The organism is Steroidobacter cummioxidans (assembly GCF_003104955.1).
Genome location: NZ_LSRW01000079.1, coordinates 1 through 18,077, shown reverse-complemented (window position 1 = coordinate 18,077; position 18,077 = coordinate 1). Strand labels below are relative to the sequence as shown.

The window sequence follows — 18,077 nt, the reverse complement described above, 5'->3', positions numbered from 1 at the left end:
GCAGGAAGGGATACAGCGTGTCTTGTCGACATTGACTGGATGCGTATCAGTACTTATCTGAAGAAAACTTACGCAGGGCTGCGGCGGTTCCCGGCATTGCAGCATCAGAGCAACTCGCAAGAATTGGCCTGCCAGGCGCGCTGATTTCAGAGTCGGTCACATTTTTCTGCTGCCCACGTTGTACATTTTGCGGGCTCGCTTACAACGCTGGTTGATTCGGATCACACATCCCCACTGCGATGACCGGGCGGCAGCTGACACTCACGACGATTGGCCTATCGATACGCGACGAGATGCGCGTGAAGTCGATGCTTCAGCTCGTCGAAGGCAAGACGGCGGCGTCCTGGACCTATGTCGACGAAGCCGTCGCGGATCTGGCGATCTGCGAGCCCGACTCCGTACTGGCACGCGCCGTAATCAGGCAGGCGACCCAGCGCGGCCGGCCGCGCTGCGTCTCGTTGGTGCGTCAGGGCGCCACGCCCCCCGAAGACACCGAATCGGTGTACGCACCGCTGCGGGTAAGCGACTTCATCTCGATGCTCGATGCCACGCTCGGCGACGTGGACCCGTCGCTCACGACTCAGCAGCTGGTCGCGGCCTCTCATGCCGAAGCGGTTGCGCAGAACGAAGGTTTTTTATTGGCGCATGCGTTGCAAGACATCGTTGGCAAGCACGAGCAGCGAACGCATCTCGTCACTCATGGCCCTGTTTTTATCTATGTGCAGCCGGCGCAGGCAACAGTGCTTGCCAACATGGACCTGTCGCCGGAACTGATCGCGGGGCTCGCGCAAGCATCGGGCGGCCTGGAAGTCAGGGAACTGGCGGCCGACGAAGCGCAGCCCGCCGCAGGCGAGTTGCGCCAGCACTCGCTGCAATATCTATTGTGGAATTGCGGCCTGCTCGGAACGACCACCGATCTGCTGCCGTGGCTGCCGCGCATGGCGCGCTTTCGTCTGCAGCGCTGGCCGGATTTCGGCAGGCTGGGTCACAAGACGTGGCAGGTGCGGCTTACTTCGATTCTGGTGAACAACGGTTATACGCTGCAACAGATGACCAACATCACCGCGCAGCCCGTTGCAAACATTCGCGGATTCTTGAACGCATGCGCGCTGTGCGGGCTGTTGAGTCATGAATCATTGGCCGCCGATGCCGATGCGGCTGTAGAACCGACGCACGCATTGTCGCCGGTGGGCAAGCCCACCAGCCGTTGGTCAGGCATCCTGCGCTCGCTGCGAAACGCACTGCATATCGGCGATCAATAACGCCGACGACGCGCGGACAGGCGCTCATGCAAGCGGCCGATGCAATCACTGCCGGTACGCACGAACAGAAACGGCAGCAACGCGTGCACCAGGCAAGCCAGCCCCGCGAACACCATCTGAAAACCGAAGCCAGCCGCCGTCCGCAAATGCGCGAGGTACGTTTCACCTACCGCCGCAGGATGTTGAGTGAACGGATTGGCACGCACAGTATTCATGCCTGACAGCCTACCGAAGGCCGGCGGCGACACGATTGCGAAATCGTGGACAGCGACCGCGCTGGGCGCAACAATGTTGCTCAACTTCGCCCCGCCGCGCACTCGTCCTACATGGATCGCCTCGACCGCCACATTCTCGACCTGCTGCAACATGACGGCTCGCTCACCGCCGCCGACATTGCCGAGCGCGTCGGGTTGTCCAAAGCGCCCTGCTGGCGCCGGATCCAGCGCCTCCAGGAAACCGGAGTGATCAACCGCACCGTGGCGCTGCTCGATGCGAAGGCGGTGAACGTCGGCACCACTGTGTTCGTCACCGTGAAGACCTCGAACCACAGCGCCGCCTGGTTCGAGCAGTTCGTGCGTACCGTGCGCGACATTCCCGAGGTCACCGAGATCCATCGGGTCAGCGGCGAAGTGGATTATCTGTTGCGCATCGTGGTACCGAACATCGATGCGTACGATGTGGTCTACAAGAAGCTGATCGCCGGTTGTGCCTTTCTGGATGTGAGCGCCAGCTTCTCCCTGGAAACGATCAAGCACACTACGGCGCTGCCCTTGAACTACGTCAAGACCGACGATTGAGGAAATCGATATGACGACCGGGACGTCACCCATATCGTCTGCGGAACATTTCGACGTGTTGGTCGTGGGCGCGGGTTTGTCCGGCATCGGCGCGGGGTATCACCTGCAGCGGCACTGCCCGAACAAGAGTTACGCCATTCTCGAAGGGCGCGACTGCAGCGGCGGCACCTGGGATCTGTTTCGCTATCCCGGCATCCGCTCCGATTCGGATATGTATACGCTCGGCTATTCGTTCCGACCCTGGCGCGACGCCAATGCCATCGCGGATGGGGCATCGATTCTCAACTATGTGCGCGACACTGCGCGCGATCACGGCATCGATCAAAAAATCCGGTTCAATCACCGGGTGAAGCGCGCCGCGTGGTCGTCGAGCGAAGCGCTGTGGCACGTCGAAGCTGAGCTCCCTTCGGGTGAGGTCGCTCGATTCACTTGCAACTTCCTGTTCCTGTGCAGCGGCTACTACAGCTATGAGGCCGGCTACACCCCCGAATTCAAGGGCACCGAGCGGTTCCAGGGCCGCATCGTGCATCCCCAGAAATGGACGGAAGACATCGACTATGCCGGCAAACGCGTCGTCGTCATCGGCAGCGGCGCCACGGCTGTGACTTTGGTGCCGGAACTGGCGAAGACAGCGGCGCACGTGACGATGCTTCAGCGCTCGCCGACGTACATCGTGGCGCGTCCGCAAGAAGACTCGATCGCCAACTGGCTGCGGCGCCATTTCCCAGCGAAGTTCGCTTATGGCGTGACGCGCTGGAAGAACGTGCTGCTCGGCATGTTGTTCTTCAACATGTGCCGCCGCTCGCCCGAGCGGATGAAACAACGTCTGTTAGGGCTGGTGAAAAGACAGCTCGGCGACACCTGCGATGTGGATCGTCACTTCACGCCCAGTTACAACCCTTGGGATCAGCGCTTGTGTCTGGTGCCCAATGGCGATCTGTTCCGGACCTTGCGGCAAGGCAAGGCATCGGTGGTAACGGACCACATCGAGACATTTACCGAACGAGGCTTGAAGCTGCGCTCCGGTGCGGAGCTGGCCGCGGATCTGATCGTCACCGCGACCGGTTTGAATCTGCAGGTGCTGGGCAATGTCGCGTTGACGGTCGATGGCCAGGCCGTCGAGCCGCCACGGACCATGAGCTACAAAGGCATGATGTACAGCGATGTGCCGAACCTCGCGACTGCCTTCGGCTACACCAATGCGTCATGGACGCTGAAGTGCGATCTCACCTGCGAGTACGTGTGTCGCCTGCTCAATTACATGGACGTGCACGGCTATCGCCAGTGCACGCCACGTAACGACGATCCGTCGATCACGACGACGCCGTGGATCGACTTCACGTCGGGCTATGTGCAACGTTCGATCGAGCAGTTCCCGAAACAGGGCACGAAGGCGCCGTGGCGTCTGTACCAGAACTACGCGCTCGATCTGATGAACCTGCGCTTCGCCGCCGTCGATGACGGCGTGATGCGCTTTTCCTCACCCGCGACGGTCAGCTCACCGGCTGTTCGCTGACCATGGTGAGCACGTCGTAGCTCGCGACGATTTCGCCGTTCTGGTTGGTGATCTCGGTGTCCCAAGCCACCTCGCCATAACCCTTGTCGACGCGCAGCGACTTGGTCTTGCAGGTGAGCCGCACTTTGATGCGGTCGCCCGGCTTGACGGGCTTCACGAAGCGCAGACGGTCGAGGCCGTAGTTCGCGAGCACCGGGCCATACGGCGGATCGACGAACAATCCAGCCGCGGCGGAGACCAGGAAGTAGCCGTGAGCCACGCGACCGCCGAACAGCGGGTTACGGGCGGCGGCTTCCTCGTCCATGTGTGCGTAGAACGTGTCGCCCGACAGCGCAGCGAACTTCTCGATGTCGTCGAGCGTCACTTCGCGCTCGGCGGAGTTCACGCTGTCGCCGATCTGCAGCTCATGGAAGGCTTTGCGGAACGGATGACGGCCCGGATCCTTCTGCACGGCGCCTCGCACCCAGCGTCCCGTGACAGCGGCAATCGTCTGCGGGCTGCCCTGAATCGCCGTGCGCTGCATGTAGTGCATGACGCCGCGAATACCGCCCATTTCCTCGCCGCCACCGGCGCGTCCTGGGCCACCGTGCACGAGTGCCGGCAGCGGTGAGCCGTGACCCGTCGATTCCTTCGCGCAATCGCGGTTGATGACGGCCAAGCGACCGTGCAGCGGCGCGAGGCCGAGCACCAATTGGCTGGCGAGCGCATCGTCCGCCGTGAACACGGAGGCAACGAGACTGCCCTCGCCCAGCCGAGCGAATGCGATCGCCTCGCTGGTGGACTCATAAGGCACCACGCTGCACACCGGACCGAATGCTTCGATGTGGTGAAGCGCCTTGGCTTTGCGCGGCTCGCGGCAATAGAGCAACGACGGTGCGACGAACGCGCCAAGGTCGTGATCCACACCCGCAAGGTCGACTCGCTCTGCCGTGATCAGCTCGGCTTCACGCCGCAGCTCACCGATACGTCCCAGCACTTCGCGGCGTTGACCCAATGCAGCCAGCGGGCCCATGCGAACGTTGTCGAGCCGTGGGTCGCCCACGACGACCTTGGCGAGCGAGGCTCGCAATGCTTCGACGACCGCATCGGCGTGCGCCATCGGCACGATCGCTTTGCGAATGGCCGTGCACTTCTGGCCGGCCTTCGTGGTCATCTCACGCACCACTTCGCGCACGAACAGATCGAACTCGGGCTGACCCGGCTTGGCGTCCTCGGCCAGCACACAGCTGTTGATCGAATCCGTCTCGCCGATGAAGCGCACAGAGTTCGCAACGATGTTCTGGTGCGTGCGCAGCTTCTGCGCAGTGCTCGCCGAACCCGTGAACGACACGACGTCCTGGCAAGTCAGATGATCGAACAGATCGCCCACGCTGCCGCAGATCAGCTGCAGCGAGCCTTCCGGAAGAATGCCGGACTCGATGATGCGGCGGACCACCAGCTCGGTGAGATAGGCCGTGGTCGTCGCCGGCTTCACGATCGCCGGCACACCGGCCAGCAGCGTCGGCGACAGCTTTTCCAACATGCCCCACACGGGGAAGTTGAAAGCATTGATGTGCACTGCCGCGCCTTCCAGCGGCACGCAGATGTGCTGACCGACGAACGTGCCGCCCTTCGACAGCGCTTCGAGGTCACCGTCGATATAGACCTTGCTGTTCGGCAGCTCGCGGTTGCCACGGCTGGCATAGGCGAACAATGTGCCGAAGCCGCCGTCGATGTCGATCCACGAATCGGTCTTGGTCGCGCCGGTGGCGTAAGAGAGCGTGTAGAACTCTTCTTTGTACTCGCCGAGCTTCTTCGCGAGCTGCTTCAACAGCGCGGCGCGCTGATGGAACGTCAGCTCACGCAGCGCCGGACCGCCTACTTCGCGCGCGTAACGCAGCGTGGCTTTGAAATCGATGCCCGTGGATGAGGCCGAGGCAATCACCTGACCGGTCGTGGCATCGCGCAGCTGCTGGGCCTCGCCTTCGCCGGCGAACCAGCGGCCTTGAATGTAACTCTTGAGTTGCATGCTGTCCCCTTCGCCGGCGGCGCTGCTCAGCGGCCGGTGAATTTCGGTGTGCGTTTTTCAGTGAAGGCGGCAACGCCTTCGGCGTAATCCTGCGAGCGGCCCAGCTCGCGCTGGAAGTCGCGTTCCTGATCGAGCTGCTGCTCGAGCGAATGACTCCACGACTCGTAAATCGCCTGCTTGGTACGCGCCAGTCCGCGCGTCGGAGCGGCGGCGAGCTGCGTCGCCAATTGATCGACGGTGCTCTGGAGCTCTGCGTCCTCGACACAGCGCCAGATCAAGCCCCACTGCGCCGCCTGTTCGGCCGGCAACTTGTCGCCGAGCAACGCAAGGCCCATGGCTCGCGCATTGCCGAGCAGACGAGGCAGGAACCACGTGCCGCCGGAATCCGGCACCAGGCCCAGCTTGCTGAACGCCTGCACGAAGCTCGCGGACTTCGCAGCGATGACCAGATCGCAAGCCAGCGCGATGTTTGCTCCGGCACCCGCGGCAACGCCGTTGATGGCGCCGATCACCGGCATCGGCAGATTGCGCAGCGCCAGCACAAGCGGCTTGTAGTAGTTCTCGATGGAATCGCCGAGATCGACGCCCTGCCCGCCCGGCGCGACGGCGCGATCGCCCAAGTCTTGCCCGGCGCAGAAGCCACGCCCGGCACCGGTGAGTACGAGAACGCGCGCGTCACTGTTCGCAAGCTGCGAAAGCGCGTCGCGCACTTCGCCATGCATCGCGACGTTGAAGCTGTTGAGACGGTCGGGCCGATTCAACGTGAGCCGCGCCACGCCGCCCGACACCTCGAACAAAATCGTTTGGTAGCTCATATCAACGCTCGTCGTAGGTTATTTCGAGCTCGCGGCTGGTGGGCCGCGCCTGGCAGCCCAGCACGAAGCCGGCCTGCACTTCCCAAGGCTCCAGCGCGTAGTTGATTGCCATGTCGGCGGTGCCACTGGTGACTTTGCAGCGGCAAGTCGAACAGACGCCGGCGCGACACGAGTACGGCAACTCCATGCCGACACGCTCGGCGGCATCGAGCACCGTCGCGTCGGTATCCAGCATGGCAAAGGTGCGCTGCCGACCGTCCATCGTGATGGTGATCTTCGCGACCTCTTCCGCTACCGCCCCCTGGGGCTTCGCTCGCGCTGCTGTAGCCAGAGATGCGCTCACGGGACTATCGCTTGCGAAACGCTCGGTGTGAATGCGGGTGGCATCGACACCGAGACCGGTCAGCGTGTCGCGCACGCTCTCGATCATGTCGCCGGGGCCGCACAGGAAGAACGCGTCGGTCTCGAGCGGGTCGAACAGCTCCTTGCTGAGCAAGGTGACCTTCTCGCGATCCAGCCGGCCGTTGAACAGCTCGACGTCCTGCGGCTCGCGGCTCAGCAGGAAATTCAGCGACAGACGCGTCGGAAAGCGATCCTTCAGCGCCAGCAACTCCTCGGCGAACATGACGGTCGAGGTGGTGCGATTGCTATAAAACAGCATGAACCGGCTGTTCGGCTCGCGCGTCAGCAGGTTCTTCACGATGCCCAGGATGGGCGTGATGCCGCTGCCACCGGCGAACGCGCAGTAAGTCCGCTCTGCGGCGGGCTGCGGTTCAGCGAAGAAACGGCCCGTCGGCGTCAGCACTTCGATGCTGTCACCTGCGCGCACCTGATTGGCGAGGTACTGCGACATGCTGCCGTTTTCGTGGACACGCACGCCGATGCGTAAGTGACTATCGTCAGCGACGCTGCAGATCGAATAGGTGCGTCGGACTTCCTGGCCACCGATCTGCGCACGCACGCCTACGTGCTGCCCGGGAATGAAGCGAAAGGCCTCGCGCAACGAATCGGGCACTTCAAACGAGATGCACAGCGCGTCGCTGCCCTCGGGGCGCACGTCGGCCACTTTGAGCGGATGAAAAGTCAGCATGGGTTCAAATGCATTTAAAATATTCGAAGGGCTCCAGGCAGCTGGAGCACCGATATGACGCTTTGCAGGGAGTCGACCCGAACTCGCTCACCTTGCTGGTTTGTGTCGACGAGCAGCGCGGGCAAGCAACTGTGGGTTCGCGAAACAGATGCTTCACATTGCTCACCGACTGAGCCGGCGGCGCAATGCCGTATTCTTTGAGCTTGATACGCCCGCTTTCGGTCAACCAATCGCTGCTCCACGGCGGCGACAGCACGGTTTCCACTTTGGGACGCTCGTACCCTTCTGCTTCCAGTCGCGTTTCAATGGAGCGCGCGATCACCTCGGTCGCCGGACAACCGGTGTAGGTCGGCGACACACCGACCGTCACGCGCCCATCCTCAGCGATGCGCACGTGGCGAATGATCCCCAGCTCGACCACGCTGAGCACGGGGATCTCCGGATCCGGCACATCCGCAAGCACACGCCACACTTCGCGCTCCGCAGGAGCGACGAATCTATCAGCGTGATTGGCGGGCGCCTGAGTCATCGCTACCACTGCATTCCAGGGTAAGCCCGCTGCATGAACTGCATCTCGGCCAGCAGGTGGCTCAGATGCTCGCTATGCTCATTGCGCTTACCGAACCAGCGATAAGAAACATCGGCCGGCTTCTTCAGCGTGGCTTCCGTCAGCACCGGCTCGATGTTTGCCAGCCAGGCGGCACGAAGCGATGCAGGATCGGGGCCCAAGCCGGCGGCTGCGGCCTCTTCATCCACCGCACTCGGCGCAAACAGCTCGTGGGTGAATTTCCACAGGGCATCCAGACCTGCCTGCACACGCTGGTGACTCTCTTCGGTGCCATCGCCCAGACGCACCATCCAGCCAGCGCTGAATCGATAGTGATAGCGCGTCTCTTTTTTGAAGCGCCTTTCGCCGCGAGCTTCGGCGAAAAACGCGGCTCGGACGACGACTGCAGTCGCTCGAACAACTCCAGCTGCCATGCGTCGATCAGGAACTGGCGCACGATGGTGTGGCCGAAATCCACATTGGGTTGCTCGACCAGCGCCAGATTGGCGAAGTCGGAAGGATCGCGCAGGAACGCCAGATCGTCCTCGCTGCGTCCCTTGCCTTCGATCTCACCCGCATACGACAGCAGATGACGCGCCTGACCCAACAGGTCGAGCGCAGTATTGGCCAGCGCCAGATCTTCCTCGAGCGCGGGCGCATGGCCGACCCACTCGCCCAGTCGCTGGGCAAGAATCAGGCTGGTGTCGCCCAGGTGCACGGCATAGCGAAAGCGCAGGTCGTCCGAAGCGGCGGCGGTCACGGTAGCGGCCGAGGCGCTCATAGATTCTTCACCTCGTCCGGAATCGTATAGAACGTCGGATGACGGTAGATCTTGTCCTTCGCCGGCTCGAACAGGGCCTCGGCATCGCCCGGATCGGACGCGGTGATATCGGACGAGCGCACCACCCAGATGCTCACGCCTTCCTGACGACGCGTATACAGATCACGCGCATGTTCGACGGCCTGACGCGCATCGACCGCGTGAATGCTGCCGACGTGCTTGTGCTCCAGACCAGAGCGCGCACGAATGAATACTTCGTACAGCGGCCACTGCTTGCGTTGCTGACTCATCTTTATATTCCTCAAGCCGCCTGCGTTTCGCGGGCGCGCTGTTTCTCTGCATGCGCGAGCGCGGCTTCGCGCACCCAGCGCCCGTCATCGTGTGCACGACGACGCGTTTCGATCCGCTCGCGGTTGCAAGGGCCATTGCCCTTGAGCACTTCCTCGAATTCTTTCCAATCGATGGGACCGTGCACGTAGTGCTGGGTCGCCTCGTCCCAACGCAGCTCGGGATCGGGCACCGTCAGCCCGAGGAACTCGGCCTGCGGCACGGTGATGTCGATGAACTTCTGGCGCAGCTCGTCGTTGCTGAAGCGCTTGATCTTCCAACGCATGGACTGCGCCGTGTGCTTGGACGTGGCATCGTTCGGGCCGAACATCATGATCGACGGCCACCACCAGCGATTCAGTGCGTCCTGCGCCATGCGATGCTGCTCGGGCGTGCCGCGAGCCAGCGTCATCATGATTTCGAAGCCCTGGCGCTGATGGAAGCTTTCTTCCTTACAGATACGCACCATGGCGCGCGCGTACGGACCGTACGAGCAACGGCAGATCGGAATCTGATTCATGATGGCCGCGCCATCGACCAGCCAGCCGATCGCACCCACGTCCGCCCACGTCGGGGTCGGATAGTTGAAGATGCTGGAGTACTTCGCGGTGCCGGCGAGCAATTGCTCCAACAGCTCATCGCGTGAAATGCCGAGCGTCTCAGCGGCGCTGTACAGATACATGCCGTGACCGCCCTCGTCCTGCACCTTGGCGATCAGCACCGCCTTACGACGCAGCGACGGCGCGCGCGTGATCCAGTTACCTTCGGGAAGCATGCCGACGATCTCGGAGTGAGCATGCTGAGAGATCTGACGAATCAGCGTCTGACGATACGCGTCAGGCATCCAGTCCTTCGGCTCGATGCGATCGTCGGCATCGACTTTGCTCTGAAAACGCTGTTCCAGCGCCGCGGCGTCAGTGACCTGATGCAGGCAATCCGCACCCAGGGAATCCAAACCTTGCGTGTACATAAAGCCCCCACAATCCAGCTACGCCAATGTGACACAAAATGCGTCGACGATCAATTTTTTCTGTGTCAGATGGGCTTGTGGATCCACGGTATACCGCGGCGGCGCTGGGGTACTCCGCAGGCCGCCTGCGCTAACATGCGTGTCCATGTCAGCAAAATCCAACGCGGCCTTCGTCGCTCGCACCAACGCGCTGGTCGCCCGTTTTCGCCGGCAGCGCCCGCTGCGCGGGGGCTCGTTGCTGGTCACCATCCTGGGCGACGCCATCGCGCCCCGCGGCGGCACTATTGCCCTGGCGAGTCTGATCAAACTGGCGATGCCGTTCGGCCTGACCGAGCGCCTGGTGCGTACGTCCATCGGCCGGCTCGCCAATGAGGACTGGGTGAGTTTCGAGCGCAGCGGCCGAGCGAGCTTTTACAGCCTCACCACCAATGGCCGCGCCCGCTTCGCGGAAGCGACGCAACGAATCTATGGCGCGCCGCCGCTGGATTGGGACGGTTTGTGGACCATGGCCATCGTCCCGCCAGCGCTCAAAAGCCGGCGCGACGATCTGCGGGAAGAACTGCTGTGGCTGGGCTTCGGCCAGATCACGCCGGGCGTATTCGCACACCCCACATATAGAGAGTCGGCCATCAGTGCCCGCTTGGACGAGCTGCAATCGGCCGGCCAGCTGGTCGTCATGAAGGGCTCGATTCTGTCGGAGGCGGCCAGCGCCAATCTGGTCGCCATGGGCTGGGATCTGGATGACCTCGGGCGCCGCTACAAACGTTTTATCGACATGTTCTCGCCCGTCGAGGCGACCTTGGACGACGCGGGAACCGCGCCTGTGGCGGGCGACATAGCATTCATCCTGCGCACCTTGCTCCTGCACGAGTACCGCAAGATTCATTTGCGCGATCCCATGCTGCCCGCGGTGCTATTGCCGGAAGACTGGGCCGGTACCGACGCTCAGCGACTCTGCCGTGACCTGTACGCGAAAGTGTTCCCGGCATCGGAGCAGTACTTGTCCGCGACGGTGCAGACGCAGGCCGGCGCCCTACCGGCACCGGCCGCGGAGATCTTCCAACGTTTTGGCGGCCTGCCAGCCGTCGATGCGAACATCGACGGCTCGCGGGTGGCCTAGTCCTTAGTCCTTCCAGTTCTCCAGCCGCTCCGCCAGCACCTGCAGGAACCGGTTGGCGCGATGGCCGTCCATCACGCGATGATCCAGGGTCAGCGTGATGAAACAACGCGGCTGGATCACGATGCGGTCTTCACCGTTCTCGGTGACGACGACAGCGCGCTTCTCCAGCTTGCCGACGCCGAGAATGGCCGACTGCGGCTGATTGATGATGATGGGCGTCGCGACCAGGCTGCCACTCACGCCGTGATTCGAGATCGTGAACGTGCCATCACGCACATCGCTCGGTGTCAGCTTGTCGGTGCGCGCACGCTCGACAATTTCACCCAGCTCGCGCGCGATGCCGAACAGGTCCAGACCCTGCACGCTGCGCACCACCGGCACGACCAGGCCCTTGCCTTCGAGCGCGGTGCCGACGCCGATGTTGACGGTGTCCGGGATGATCAACGCATCGTCGGTCCAGCGACTGTTCGCTTCTGGCACCTCACGGATCGCATCGACACATGCCGCCAGGAAATAAGCGGTGAACGTGAGCGACACGCCCTTCTTCTGAAACTCGTCCTTGTGAGCCGCACGGTGCGCGATCACAGCGGACATGTTTGCTTCGAACACGGTCGTGACATGCGGCGCCGTGTGCAGAAGACTTTCGACCATGCGCTCGGCAATGCGCTTGCGCATGCCTGAATGCGGCACGCGCTGGCCAGCGATGGCAGCTTCGGCTTCCTTCGGTGCAGACGGCTTGCGCTGCTGAGCTCCACCGTTCGTCCGCTGTGTGGCGGCGTACGCCAGCACGTCATCGACAGTCACGCGACCGCCCGCCCCCGTGCCACGAATCGGCGCGGATTCGAGCCCATGCTCGGCGAGCAAACGACGTACGGCCGGGCTGCTGCGACCAGTCGACAGAGCCTCGGCGTGCGCAGCAAGCGCTGCCATCCGAATCTCGGCGCCCGGAGCTGCGGGCCGGTTCGAAGCAGCAGGCGCCGCCGCGGGCGCTGGTGCCGCTTCCGCTTCAGCCGCGGCCTCAGCAGATTGAATCCTGCCCAGCAATTCGCCCGGCTCGACCTCGTCCTTCTCGTCTTTGAGGATCTCACGCAGCACGCCAGCAGCCGGCGCGGGGATCTCGATCGTGACCTTGTCGGTCTCCAATTCGATGAGCGGCTCGTTCTCTACGACCGACTCGCCGATGTTCTTCAACCAGCGCTGCACCTGCGAACGCGTGCCTTCGGACTGCTCGCTCGGAGCGCGCACTTCAATCGTTGTAGTCATTCTTCAATCTCTCGATCAGATGCTGGCCAGCTGACGGATGGCCTCAGTAATGCGGGCGACACTCGGGACCACCGAGTCGAGCAACAGCGGGCTGTGCGGGCTCGGCACGTCCGGCATGGTGACGCGCTCGATCGGAGCATCGAGGTCGAAGAAAGCTTCCTTCGCCAGGGTGGCCGAGATCTCGGCGCCGAAGCCGGCGGTGAGGTTGTCCTCATGAACGATCAAACAGCGACGCGTCTTGCGCACCGACTCCAGCACTGCCTCGCGATCCCAAGGCATCAAGGTGCGCAGGTCGAGCAGCTCGACATCGACGCCCGATTCTTCCGCCGCCTGCTCGCAACGCTCGACCATCGCGCCCCAGCTGACAACGGTGAGTTCGGTGCCCGCGCGCAACAGCTTGGCTTTGCCGAACGGCACGATGAAATCATCGCCCGGATAGGGACGACGCGCCCAGGCGCCGTCGAGCATCGCGCGGTGCTCGAAGAAAATCGTCGGATCGTTGGCACGCAACGCGCTGCGCAACAGACCGACGGCATCTTCGGCGTTCGAAGGCATCGCAACTCGCCAACCGATCGCGTGCACGAACTGCACTTCGTTACTTTGGCTGTGCCACGGGTCGCCGCACTTGAAGAAACCCCCCGGCATGCGCACCACCATCGGTGCCGCGAAGCGATTGGCCGTGCGCCAACGCATCGTGCCCGTGTCGTTCAATTGCTCGACGGCCGGATCGGCGTACTTGCGGAACTGAATCTCCGGCACCGGCATCAAGCCCGCGAGCGCCATGCCGACAGAGCGGCCGATGATGCCCTCTTCCGACAAGCTGGTATCGAACACGCGCGCCTCGCCGAACTTCTCCTGCAGTCCCAACGTCGCAGCGTGCACACCGCCTTTGCGGCCAACGTCCTCACCGAACACGACGACGCGCGGATTGATCGCGAGCTCATGCTCCAGCGTGCGACGAATTGCGGTGACCATGTTGATGCGCGGCCCTTCGGAACGCGGCGTCTCGCTGCCTTCCGGAAACTTCACGCCCGCATTCAACAGACCGCCCTGCAACTGCAGATCGACGCTGCCATCTGCCTTGTTCTCAGAAAACACGTGGCTCGTTGAACGCGTGACATCCGGCACCGGGCTCGCTTCGACAGCGGCCAGCGCCGCCTGCACATCTTCCTGAGCCCGCTGCTCGAGCGCCTTCCAATCCTGCTCGGAAATCACATTTGGCACGAGCTGCGCACGCAGCTGAACCAGCGGATCGCGAGCGCGCTCGGCGCTGATTTCTTCGGGCGTCTTGTAGGTCTGCGTGTCCTGACCCGAATGACCGGACAGGCGCGGCACCAGCATGCGCACCAACACCGGGCCTTCGCCCGCACGAACCGCGGCCACGGCTTCAGCGAGCAGGTTGGCTGCTTCGACCGGCTTGGCGCTGTCGCCTTGAATGATGCGGAGGTTTTTGAATCCCGAGAGGTTGGCCGCAATGTTGCCGCCGGGCGTCTGGAAATCGGACTTCACCGAGATGCCGTAGCCGTTGTCCTCGATGAAGAACAGCATGGGCAGACGCTGCGTGGTCGCAATCGTCAGCGCGGACCAGAAACCATTGGTCGCCGCCGACGCGTCGCCGCCATGAGCCACCGCGATGCTGCCGCTCGCTTCGGCTTCACCCAGGACCTGCGCCCGATACTGCAATGACTGCGCCCAGCCGATAGCCGGCGTGTACTGCGCACCCACGCCGCCACATGCGGGCAATACGCAAGCCCCTTCGCTGCGCGGCAGATTGAATACAACGCCGATATCGCGACCATCGCTCACGCTGCCCGAGCGCATCATCGTCGAGGCCAGCGCATCCTTCAGCGCCAGTCCGACCGACAGCAGCAACGGCCGCGAGCGGTAATAAACACCCAGACCGTCGCGCGCGCCGGTCATCAGTTCGCCAAGCAACACCTGCGTGACGTCGTGGCCACGCGCCGTGAACTGATAAAGGATTTTGCGCGCCGGCAGCAGCTGGGTTTCTTCCAGCTCATCGAGTGCCCGCGACACCAGGATGGTATGTACGACCCGCTGCCAGTCAGGCTGCGGATGCTGCCGGGTCCCACCTTTGACGTCCCCGAAAACCGAATGTCGTTCTGCGCTCATGTACTCGAGTCTTGATGCAAGCGACCGGGCGTGTCGCGTACGCCAGCCTACCTGTGAGCGCGAGGCGGAAATCAACAAAGTGAGCCAGCTTTTGCGTCTGGATTAGTGATAGTCTCCACTTCAACCCGCCGAATTAGGCGATTCCACTCCAGGCCACGCCATGAACCTCGACCGCTACGACGCCGCCATTCTCGCTGAGCTGCAACGCGATGGTCGCCTGCCCATCGTCGAGCTCGCCGAGAAGGTCGGCCTTTCCAGTACACCTTGCGCGCGCCGCGTGAAGCTCATGGAACAGGCGGGTCTGATCCAGGGGTACACCGCGGTCATCGATCCGAGCCGCCTCGGCTTGAAGGTGCAGGCCTTCGTGCAGGTTCGCCTCACTCGCCATACCGACGAGAACATCGAGCATTTCCGCCGTGCCGTCGACGGCATGGAGGAAGTCGTGAGCTGCTACGCCATGACCGGCGCCTCCGACCTGTTGCTGCAAGTGGTCGTTACGGACCTGGAGGAGCTCAGCAACGTGGTGCTGAAGAAGATCACGCATATTCGCGCTGTCCGCGACGTGCATTCGAGCATCGTGCTCAATACCATCAAGCGCTCATCTCGCGTCCCTGTGCGCCACCTGGCGCGTTGAGGTCCCATGTCGAGGTCCCATGAGTAACACCGCAGGCAGAATTCGCGCTGGCATCGGGGGCTGGACCTACGAGCCCTGGGAAGAGACCTTCTACCCCGCCGACCTGCCCAAGAAGTCGCAGCTCAACTACGCCAGCCGGCAGGTCACGGCCATCGAGATCAATGGCACCTTCTACCGGCTGCAAAAGCCCGAAGTGTTCGCGAAGTGGCGCGACGATGCGCCGGACGACTTCGTGTTCTCGATCAAGGCGCCGCGGTATCTCACGTATCGCAAAGTGCTGTCGGAGGCGATTCCATCGATGCCCCGCTTCCTGGCGAGTGGCTTGTCAACGCTCGGATCCAAGCTTGGACCGATCCTGTGGCAACTGCCGCCGAGCTTGCACTTCAACGCAGACGACATTGGAGCGTTTCTCGAAGCGTTGCCGCATACGCTCGATGACCTACCGCTGCGGCATGTGCTCGAGGTGCGACACAAGACGTTCATGGATGCGGCGTATGTGGAGCTGGCGAGGAAACATTCCGTTGCGACGGTGTTCGCGCATACGGATGAGTTTCCGAACTTCGCAGACGTGACGGGTGACTTCGTGTACGCGCGACTGCGCAAAGCGGAGGCGTCGGAGCCTACGGGTTACTCGACGAGTGCCCTCGACGCGTGGAGCCAGCGAGCGAAGTTGTGGGCTGAAGGCGGTGCGCCGGAGGATTTGCCGTATGTGACGAAGACGGCCCCGTCGAAGCAGCGTCGCGATGTATTCATCTTCTTTATCAATGGCGCGAAAGAAAGGGCTCCCGCTGCCGCGAAGCACCTGCTAACGCTGATTTGAAGCTACTTCGCAAGCAGCAACTTATAAACGACGACCAGGATAGCGATGGTCGCGAGGAACGCGACCGTGGCAACGACCAGGCTCTTGCCCTTCGTCTCCTCACCCACGCCCGCCTCGACGATGCGCTGTGTGGCGGTGATCGGCCCGCTATTCGCATCTGTGCGAAACACACACTCGACCGGCCCGAACCGCACCCGATCGCCCGACGCGAGATAGCTCACATTGGCCCGTTTGCCATTCACGAACGTGCCGTTCGCCGACATCTGATCGAGCACCTTCCAGCGCTCGCCTTCGTTGACGATCTTCGCGTGCAGCGCCGACACGCCGCTGTCCATGAACTGCACTTCCCGATCGGTCTGACTGCCGATGGTCCACTCGGCATTGCCGGAATCACCCACCGCCAATTGGATATTCAGTCCTGTCCGGCTGCCCGACACCACTTGCAGATGTGGCCCATCCACCGCGCTCGGCGCCATCGCGACAGGTACCGCGCTGCTGGCCATTTGTTTCATCTGCGCCGGATCGATGAACTTCGTCTTGTGGATGCCCGAATCCCCCAGCGCATCCGGATCCGCCCACGCGCCAGGTCGCTTGAACACACCGCTGCTCTCGGCGACAACCGCCGCCGACTCCGGCGGGCGATACACCGTCTTGCTCTCATCGAGAGCGACCGGCGCGGGCGCCTGCGACGGCTGACGAAAATCGAACTCTTCGACGTCGAAACGCAGCCGGTCGCCCGACGCGAGCTTCACGCGCCCGGAAATGCGATTGCCATTGATGAACGTGCCATTGGAGGAGCCCAGATCCTCCAGCCAATAGCCATCCTCCGCCAGCACCAGCCGGGCGTGCCGGCGGGAGGCGTGACCTTCGGTGAGCAGCACGTCGCATTCGGCCTGACGGCCGAACACGGTTTCGGACCTCAGCTGGATTTCCCGGCTGCTGCCGACCTTGATCAGGAACGCGTTGGAGTCAGCGACCATAGAACCACCACCACAGGACCGCGACCAGCGTAGCCGCTGCCATTCCACCGATAATAGGTAACATCGGCTTCAGTTTCTGCGACATCCCGCTCGAAACCTCGACCGCGTCCGGGCCGTCGTATTCCACGACGACCGCACTCACATTGTCACGCCCACCCTTGGCCAGCGCGGCTTCGATCAAAGCCTCCGTGGCCAGGTCCGGCTGCGGATGGGTGCGCAGCACTTCGGCGATTTCGCGATCCTCCAGCTCATCATTGAGCCCGTCGCTGCACAGGACCAACCAATCTCGCCGCCGCAATGGCAGCTTCGCCACCGACGGCTCCGGCGTGCCGATCCCCAACGTTCGAGTCACCAGATTCCGATTGGGATGACCGCGTAACTGCTCTTCCGAAAGATTCTCCTGGACCCGCAGCACTTCCAGATACGAGTGATCGCGCGTCAGCGCACTCAACGCGCCCTGGCGCCACAGATACGCGCGACTATCGCCGACCCACGCAACTTCCGCCTGCCGCTCGACGATGCGCGTCGCGACGACGGTGGACCCCATGTTGTCGTAAGCACTGTTCGTCTTGGCCGTAGCCGCGACTGTCTCATGCGCTTTGCGAATGGCTTCCACCAGCGGCAGTGTCAAAGCCTCGCCGAGTAATGTTTCTTTGACGACGCGACTGGCCACGTCGCCGCTCGCATGACCGCCCATGCCATCGGCGACGAACCAGAAATTGCTCGCCTCGTCCCAGCCGATGACATCCTCGTTCGGACCGCCGCGACGGCCTGGATGGGTGCGACCGGAGAAGCGTTTGTTGGCAGCTCGGAAACGCACGGTTGATGGTCCGTTCAGAATGATTTCTGCGCGTTGGCCGCGGCAGTGGCGAATTGTTGCGGACTGAACGTCGTGTCGTTCTTGACCGCGTTGTAGAGCGCATCCAGCGCCGCTTTCTTGCTGTTGCGATCGCCGATCGTATAGCTGAGGCTTTCCAGCCCCAGCACGATCCTGTCTCTTATACACATCTCCGAGCC

Annotated in this window: 18 protein-coding genes and 1 pseudogene; 6 read left to right on the top strand and 13 right to left on the bottom strand. The window is 62.7% G+C overall.

The genetic code is table 11. The annotated features are described in order from the left end of the window. The first annotated feature begins 299 nt into the window (after positions 1-299). Positions 300-1,262 carry a hypothetical protein gene (locus tag D0550_RS28560; protein WP_153067398.1) on the top strand — a complete coding sequence of 321 codons (963 nt, stop codon included), beginning with the start codon at positions 300-302 and terminating at the stop codon, positions 1,260-1,262. Here D0550_RS28560 and D0550_RS28555 read toward each other — a convergent pair. Then, entirely contained in the window at positions 1,256-1,477 is a 222-nt protein-coding gene (locus tag D0550_RS28555; protein WP_116812616.1) for a DUF6356 family protein, read from the bottom strand. The genes D0550_RS28560 and D0550_RS28555 overlap by 7 nt on opposite strands. Positions 1,478-1,588: 111 nt before the next feature. On the opposite strand from D0550_RS28555, the gene D0550_RS28550 reads away from it, so the two are divergent. Next, positions 1,589-2,059 (top strand): Lrp/AsnC family transcriptional regulator, encoded by a 471-nt coding sequence (locus D0550_RS28550; protein WP_116812604.1) that lies wholly within the window; start codon positions 1,589-1,591, stop codon positions 2,057-2,059. A 10-nt stretch (positions 2,060-2,069) separates the two neighbouring features. Further along, the gene (locus tag D0550_RS28545) at positions 2,070-3,575 is read left to right on the top strand and encodes a flavin-containing monooxygenase (RefSeq protein WP_116812603.1); all 1,506 of its coding nucleotides are present in this window, start codon (positions 2,070-2,072) and stop codon (positions 3,573-3,575) included. On the opposite strand, the gene paaZ is transcribed toward D0550_RS28545, so the two are convergent. From paaZ to paaA, 7 genes and pseudogenes are all read right to left on the bottom strand, one after another. Further along, positions 3,553-5,583 (bottom strand): phenylacetic acid degradation bifunctional protein PaaZ, encoded by a 2,031-nt coding sequence (gene paaZ, locus D0550_RS28540; protein WP_116812602.1) that lies wholly within the window; start codon positions 5,581-5,583, stop codon positions 3,553-3,555. The two genes, D0550_RS28545 and paaZ, sit on opposite strands and share 23 nt — an antisense overlap. Before the next feature lie 26 nt (positions 5,584-5,609). Then, a complete protein-coding gene (gene paaG / locus D0550_RS28535) occupies positions 5,610-6,398 on the bottom strand; it encodes a 2-(1,2-epoxy-1,2-dihydrophenyl)acetyl-CoA isomerase PaaG (protein WP_116812601.1) in 789 nt (262 codons plus the stop codon). 1 nt (position 6,399) lies between these two features. Beyond that, positions 6,400-7,488: a 1,2-phenylacetyl-CoA epoxidase subunit PaaE gene (paaE, locus tag D0550_RS28530; RefSeq protein WP_116812600.1), complete on the bottom strand. Its 1,089-nt coding sequence runs from the start codon at positions 7,486-7,488 to the stop codon at positions 6,400-6,402. Between the two features lie 4 nt (positions 7,489-7,492). Beyond that, positions 7,493-8,017, bottom strand: a complete 525-nt coding sequence (gene paaD, locus D0550_RS28525; protein WP_116812599.1) for a 1,2-phenylacetyl-CoA epoxidase subunit PaaD — start codon at positions 8,015-8,017, stop codon at positions 7,493-7,495. A gap of 2 nt (positions 8,018-8,019) precedes the next feature. Continuing rightward, positions 8,020-8,816 (bottom strand): annotated as a pseudogene (gene paaC, locus D0550_RS36990) (1,2-phenylacetyl-CoA epoxidase subunit PaaC). After that, complete coding sequence (gene paaB / locus D0550_RS28515; RefSeq protein WP_116812598.1) at positions 8,813-9,106, bottom strand: 1,2-phenylacetyl-CoA epoxidase subunit PaaB; 294 nt, start codon at positions 9,104-9,106, stop codon at positions 8,813-8,815. Before paaB ends, paaC begins: the two are co-directional and overlap by 4 nt. An 11-nt stretch (positions 9,107-9,117) precedes the next feature. Next, on the bottom strand, positions 9,118-10,113 hold the full coding sequence (gene paaA, locus D0550_RS28510; protein ID WP_116812597.1) for a 1,2-phenylacetyl-CoA epoxidase subunit PaaA: 996 nt from the start codon (positions 10,111-10,113) through the stop codon (positions 9,118-9,120). A 145-nt stretch (positions 10,114-10,258) separates the two neighbouring features. Here paaA and paaX point away from each other — a divergent pair, with 145 nt between their 5' ends. Continuing rightward, the gene (gene paaX / locus D0550_RS28505; protein ID WP_116812596.1) at positions 10,259-11,233 is read left to right on the top strand and encodes a phenylacetic acid degradation operon negative regulatory protein PaaX; all 975 of its coding nucleotides are present in this window, start codon (positions 10,259-10,261) and stop codon (positions 11,231-11,233) included. 3 nt (positions 11,234-11,236) lie between these two features. Here the strand turns inward: paaX and D0550_RS28500 are convergent, their stop codons facing one another. Continuing rightward, positions 11,237-12,496 carry a dihydrolipoamide acetyltransferase family protein gene (locus tag D0550_RS28500; protein WP_116812595.1) on the bottom strand — a complete coding sequence of 420 codons (1,260 nt, stop codon included), beginning with the start codon at positions 12,494-12,496 and terminating at the stop codon, positions 11,237-11,239. 15 nt (positions 12,497-12,511) lie between these two features. Beyond that, on the bottom strand, positions 12,512-14,626 hold the full coding sequence (locus tag D0550_RS28495; RefSeq protein ID WP_116812594.1) for an alpha-ketoacid dehydrogenase subunit alpha/beta: 2,115 nt from the start codon (positions 14,624-14,626) through the stop codon (positions 12,512-12,514). Positions 14,627-14,786: 160 nt separating this feature from the next. Here D0550_RS28495 and D0550_RS28490 point away from each other — a divergent pair, with 160 nt between their 5' ends. Next, entirely contained in the window at positions 14,787-15,260 is a 474-nt protein-coding gene (locus tag D0550_RS28490) for an Lrp/AsnC family transcriptional regulator (RefSeq protein WP_116812593.1), read from the top strand. A 19-nt stretch (positions 15,261-15,279) separates the two neighbouring features. Then, positions 15,280-16,080: a DUF72 domain-containing protein gene (locus D0550_RS28485; RefSeq protein WP_116812592.1), complete on the top strand. Its 801-nt coding sequence runs from the start codon at positions 15,280-15,282 to the stop codon at positions 16,078-16,080. A gap of 2 nt (positions 16,081-16,082) precedes the next feature. On the opposite strand, the gene D0550_RS28480 is transcribed toward D0550_RS28485, so the two are convergent. The 3 genes from D0550_RS28480 to D0550_RS35045 all read right to left on the bottom strand — a co-directional run. After that, positions 16,083-17,060 (bottom strand): FHA domain-containing protein, encoded by a 978-nt coding sequence (locus D0550_RS28480; RefSeq protein ID WP_116812591.1) that lies wholly within the window; start codon positions 17,058-17,060, stop codon positions 16,083-16,085. After that, the gene (locus D0550_RS28475; protein WP_161966112.1) at positions 17,050-17,880 is read right to left on the bottom strand and encodes a PP2C family protein-serine/threonine phosphatase; all 831 of its coding nucleotides are present in this window, start codon (positions 17,878-17,880) and stop codon (positions 17,050-17,052) included. The genes D0550_RS28480 and D0550_RS28475 overlap by 11 nt, the downstream gene beginning before the upstream one ends. Positions 17,881-17,894: 14 nt before the next feature. Next, positions 17,895-18,077, bottom strand: a 183-nt coding sequence (locus D0550_RS35045) for a hypothetical protein (protein ID WP_161966111.1), incomplete at its 5' end; no start/stop codon positions are given.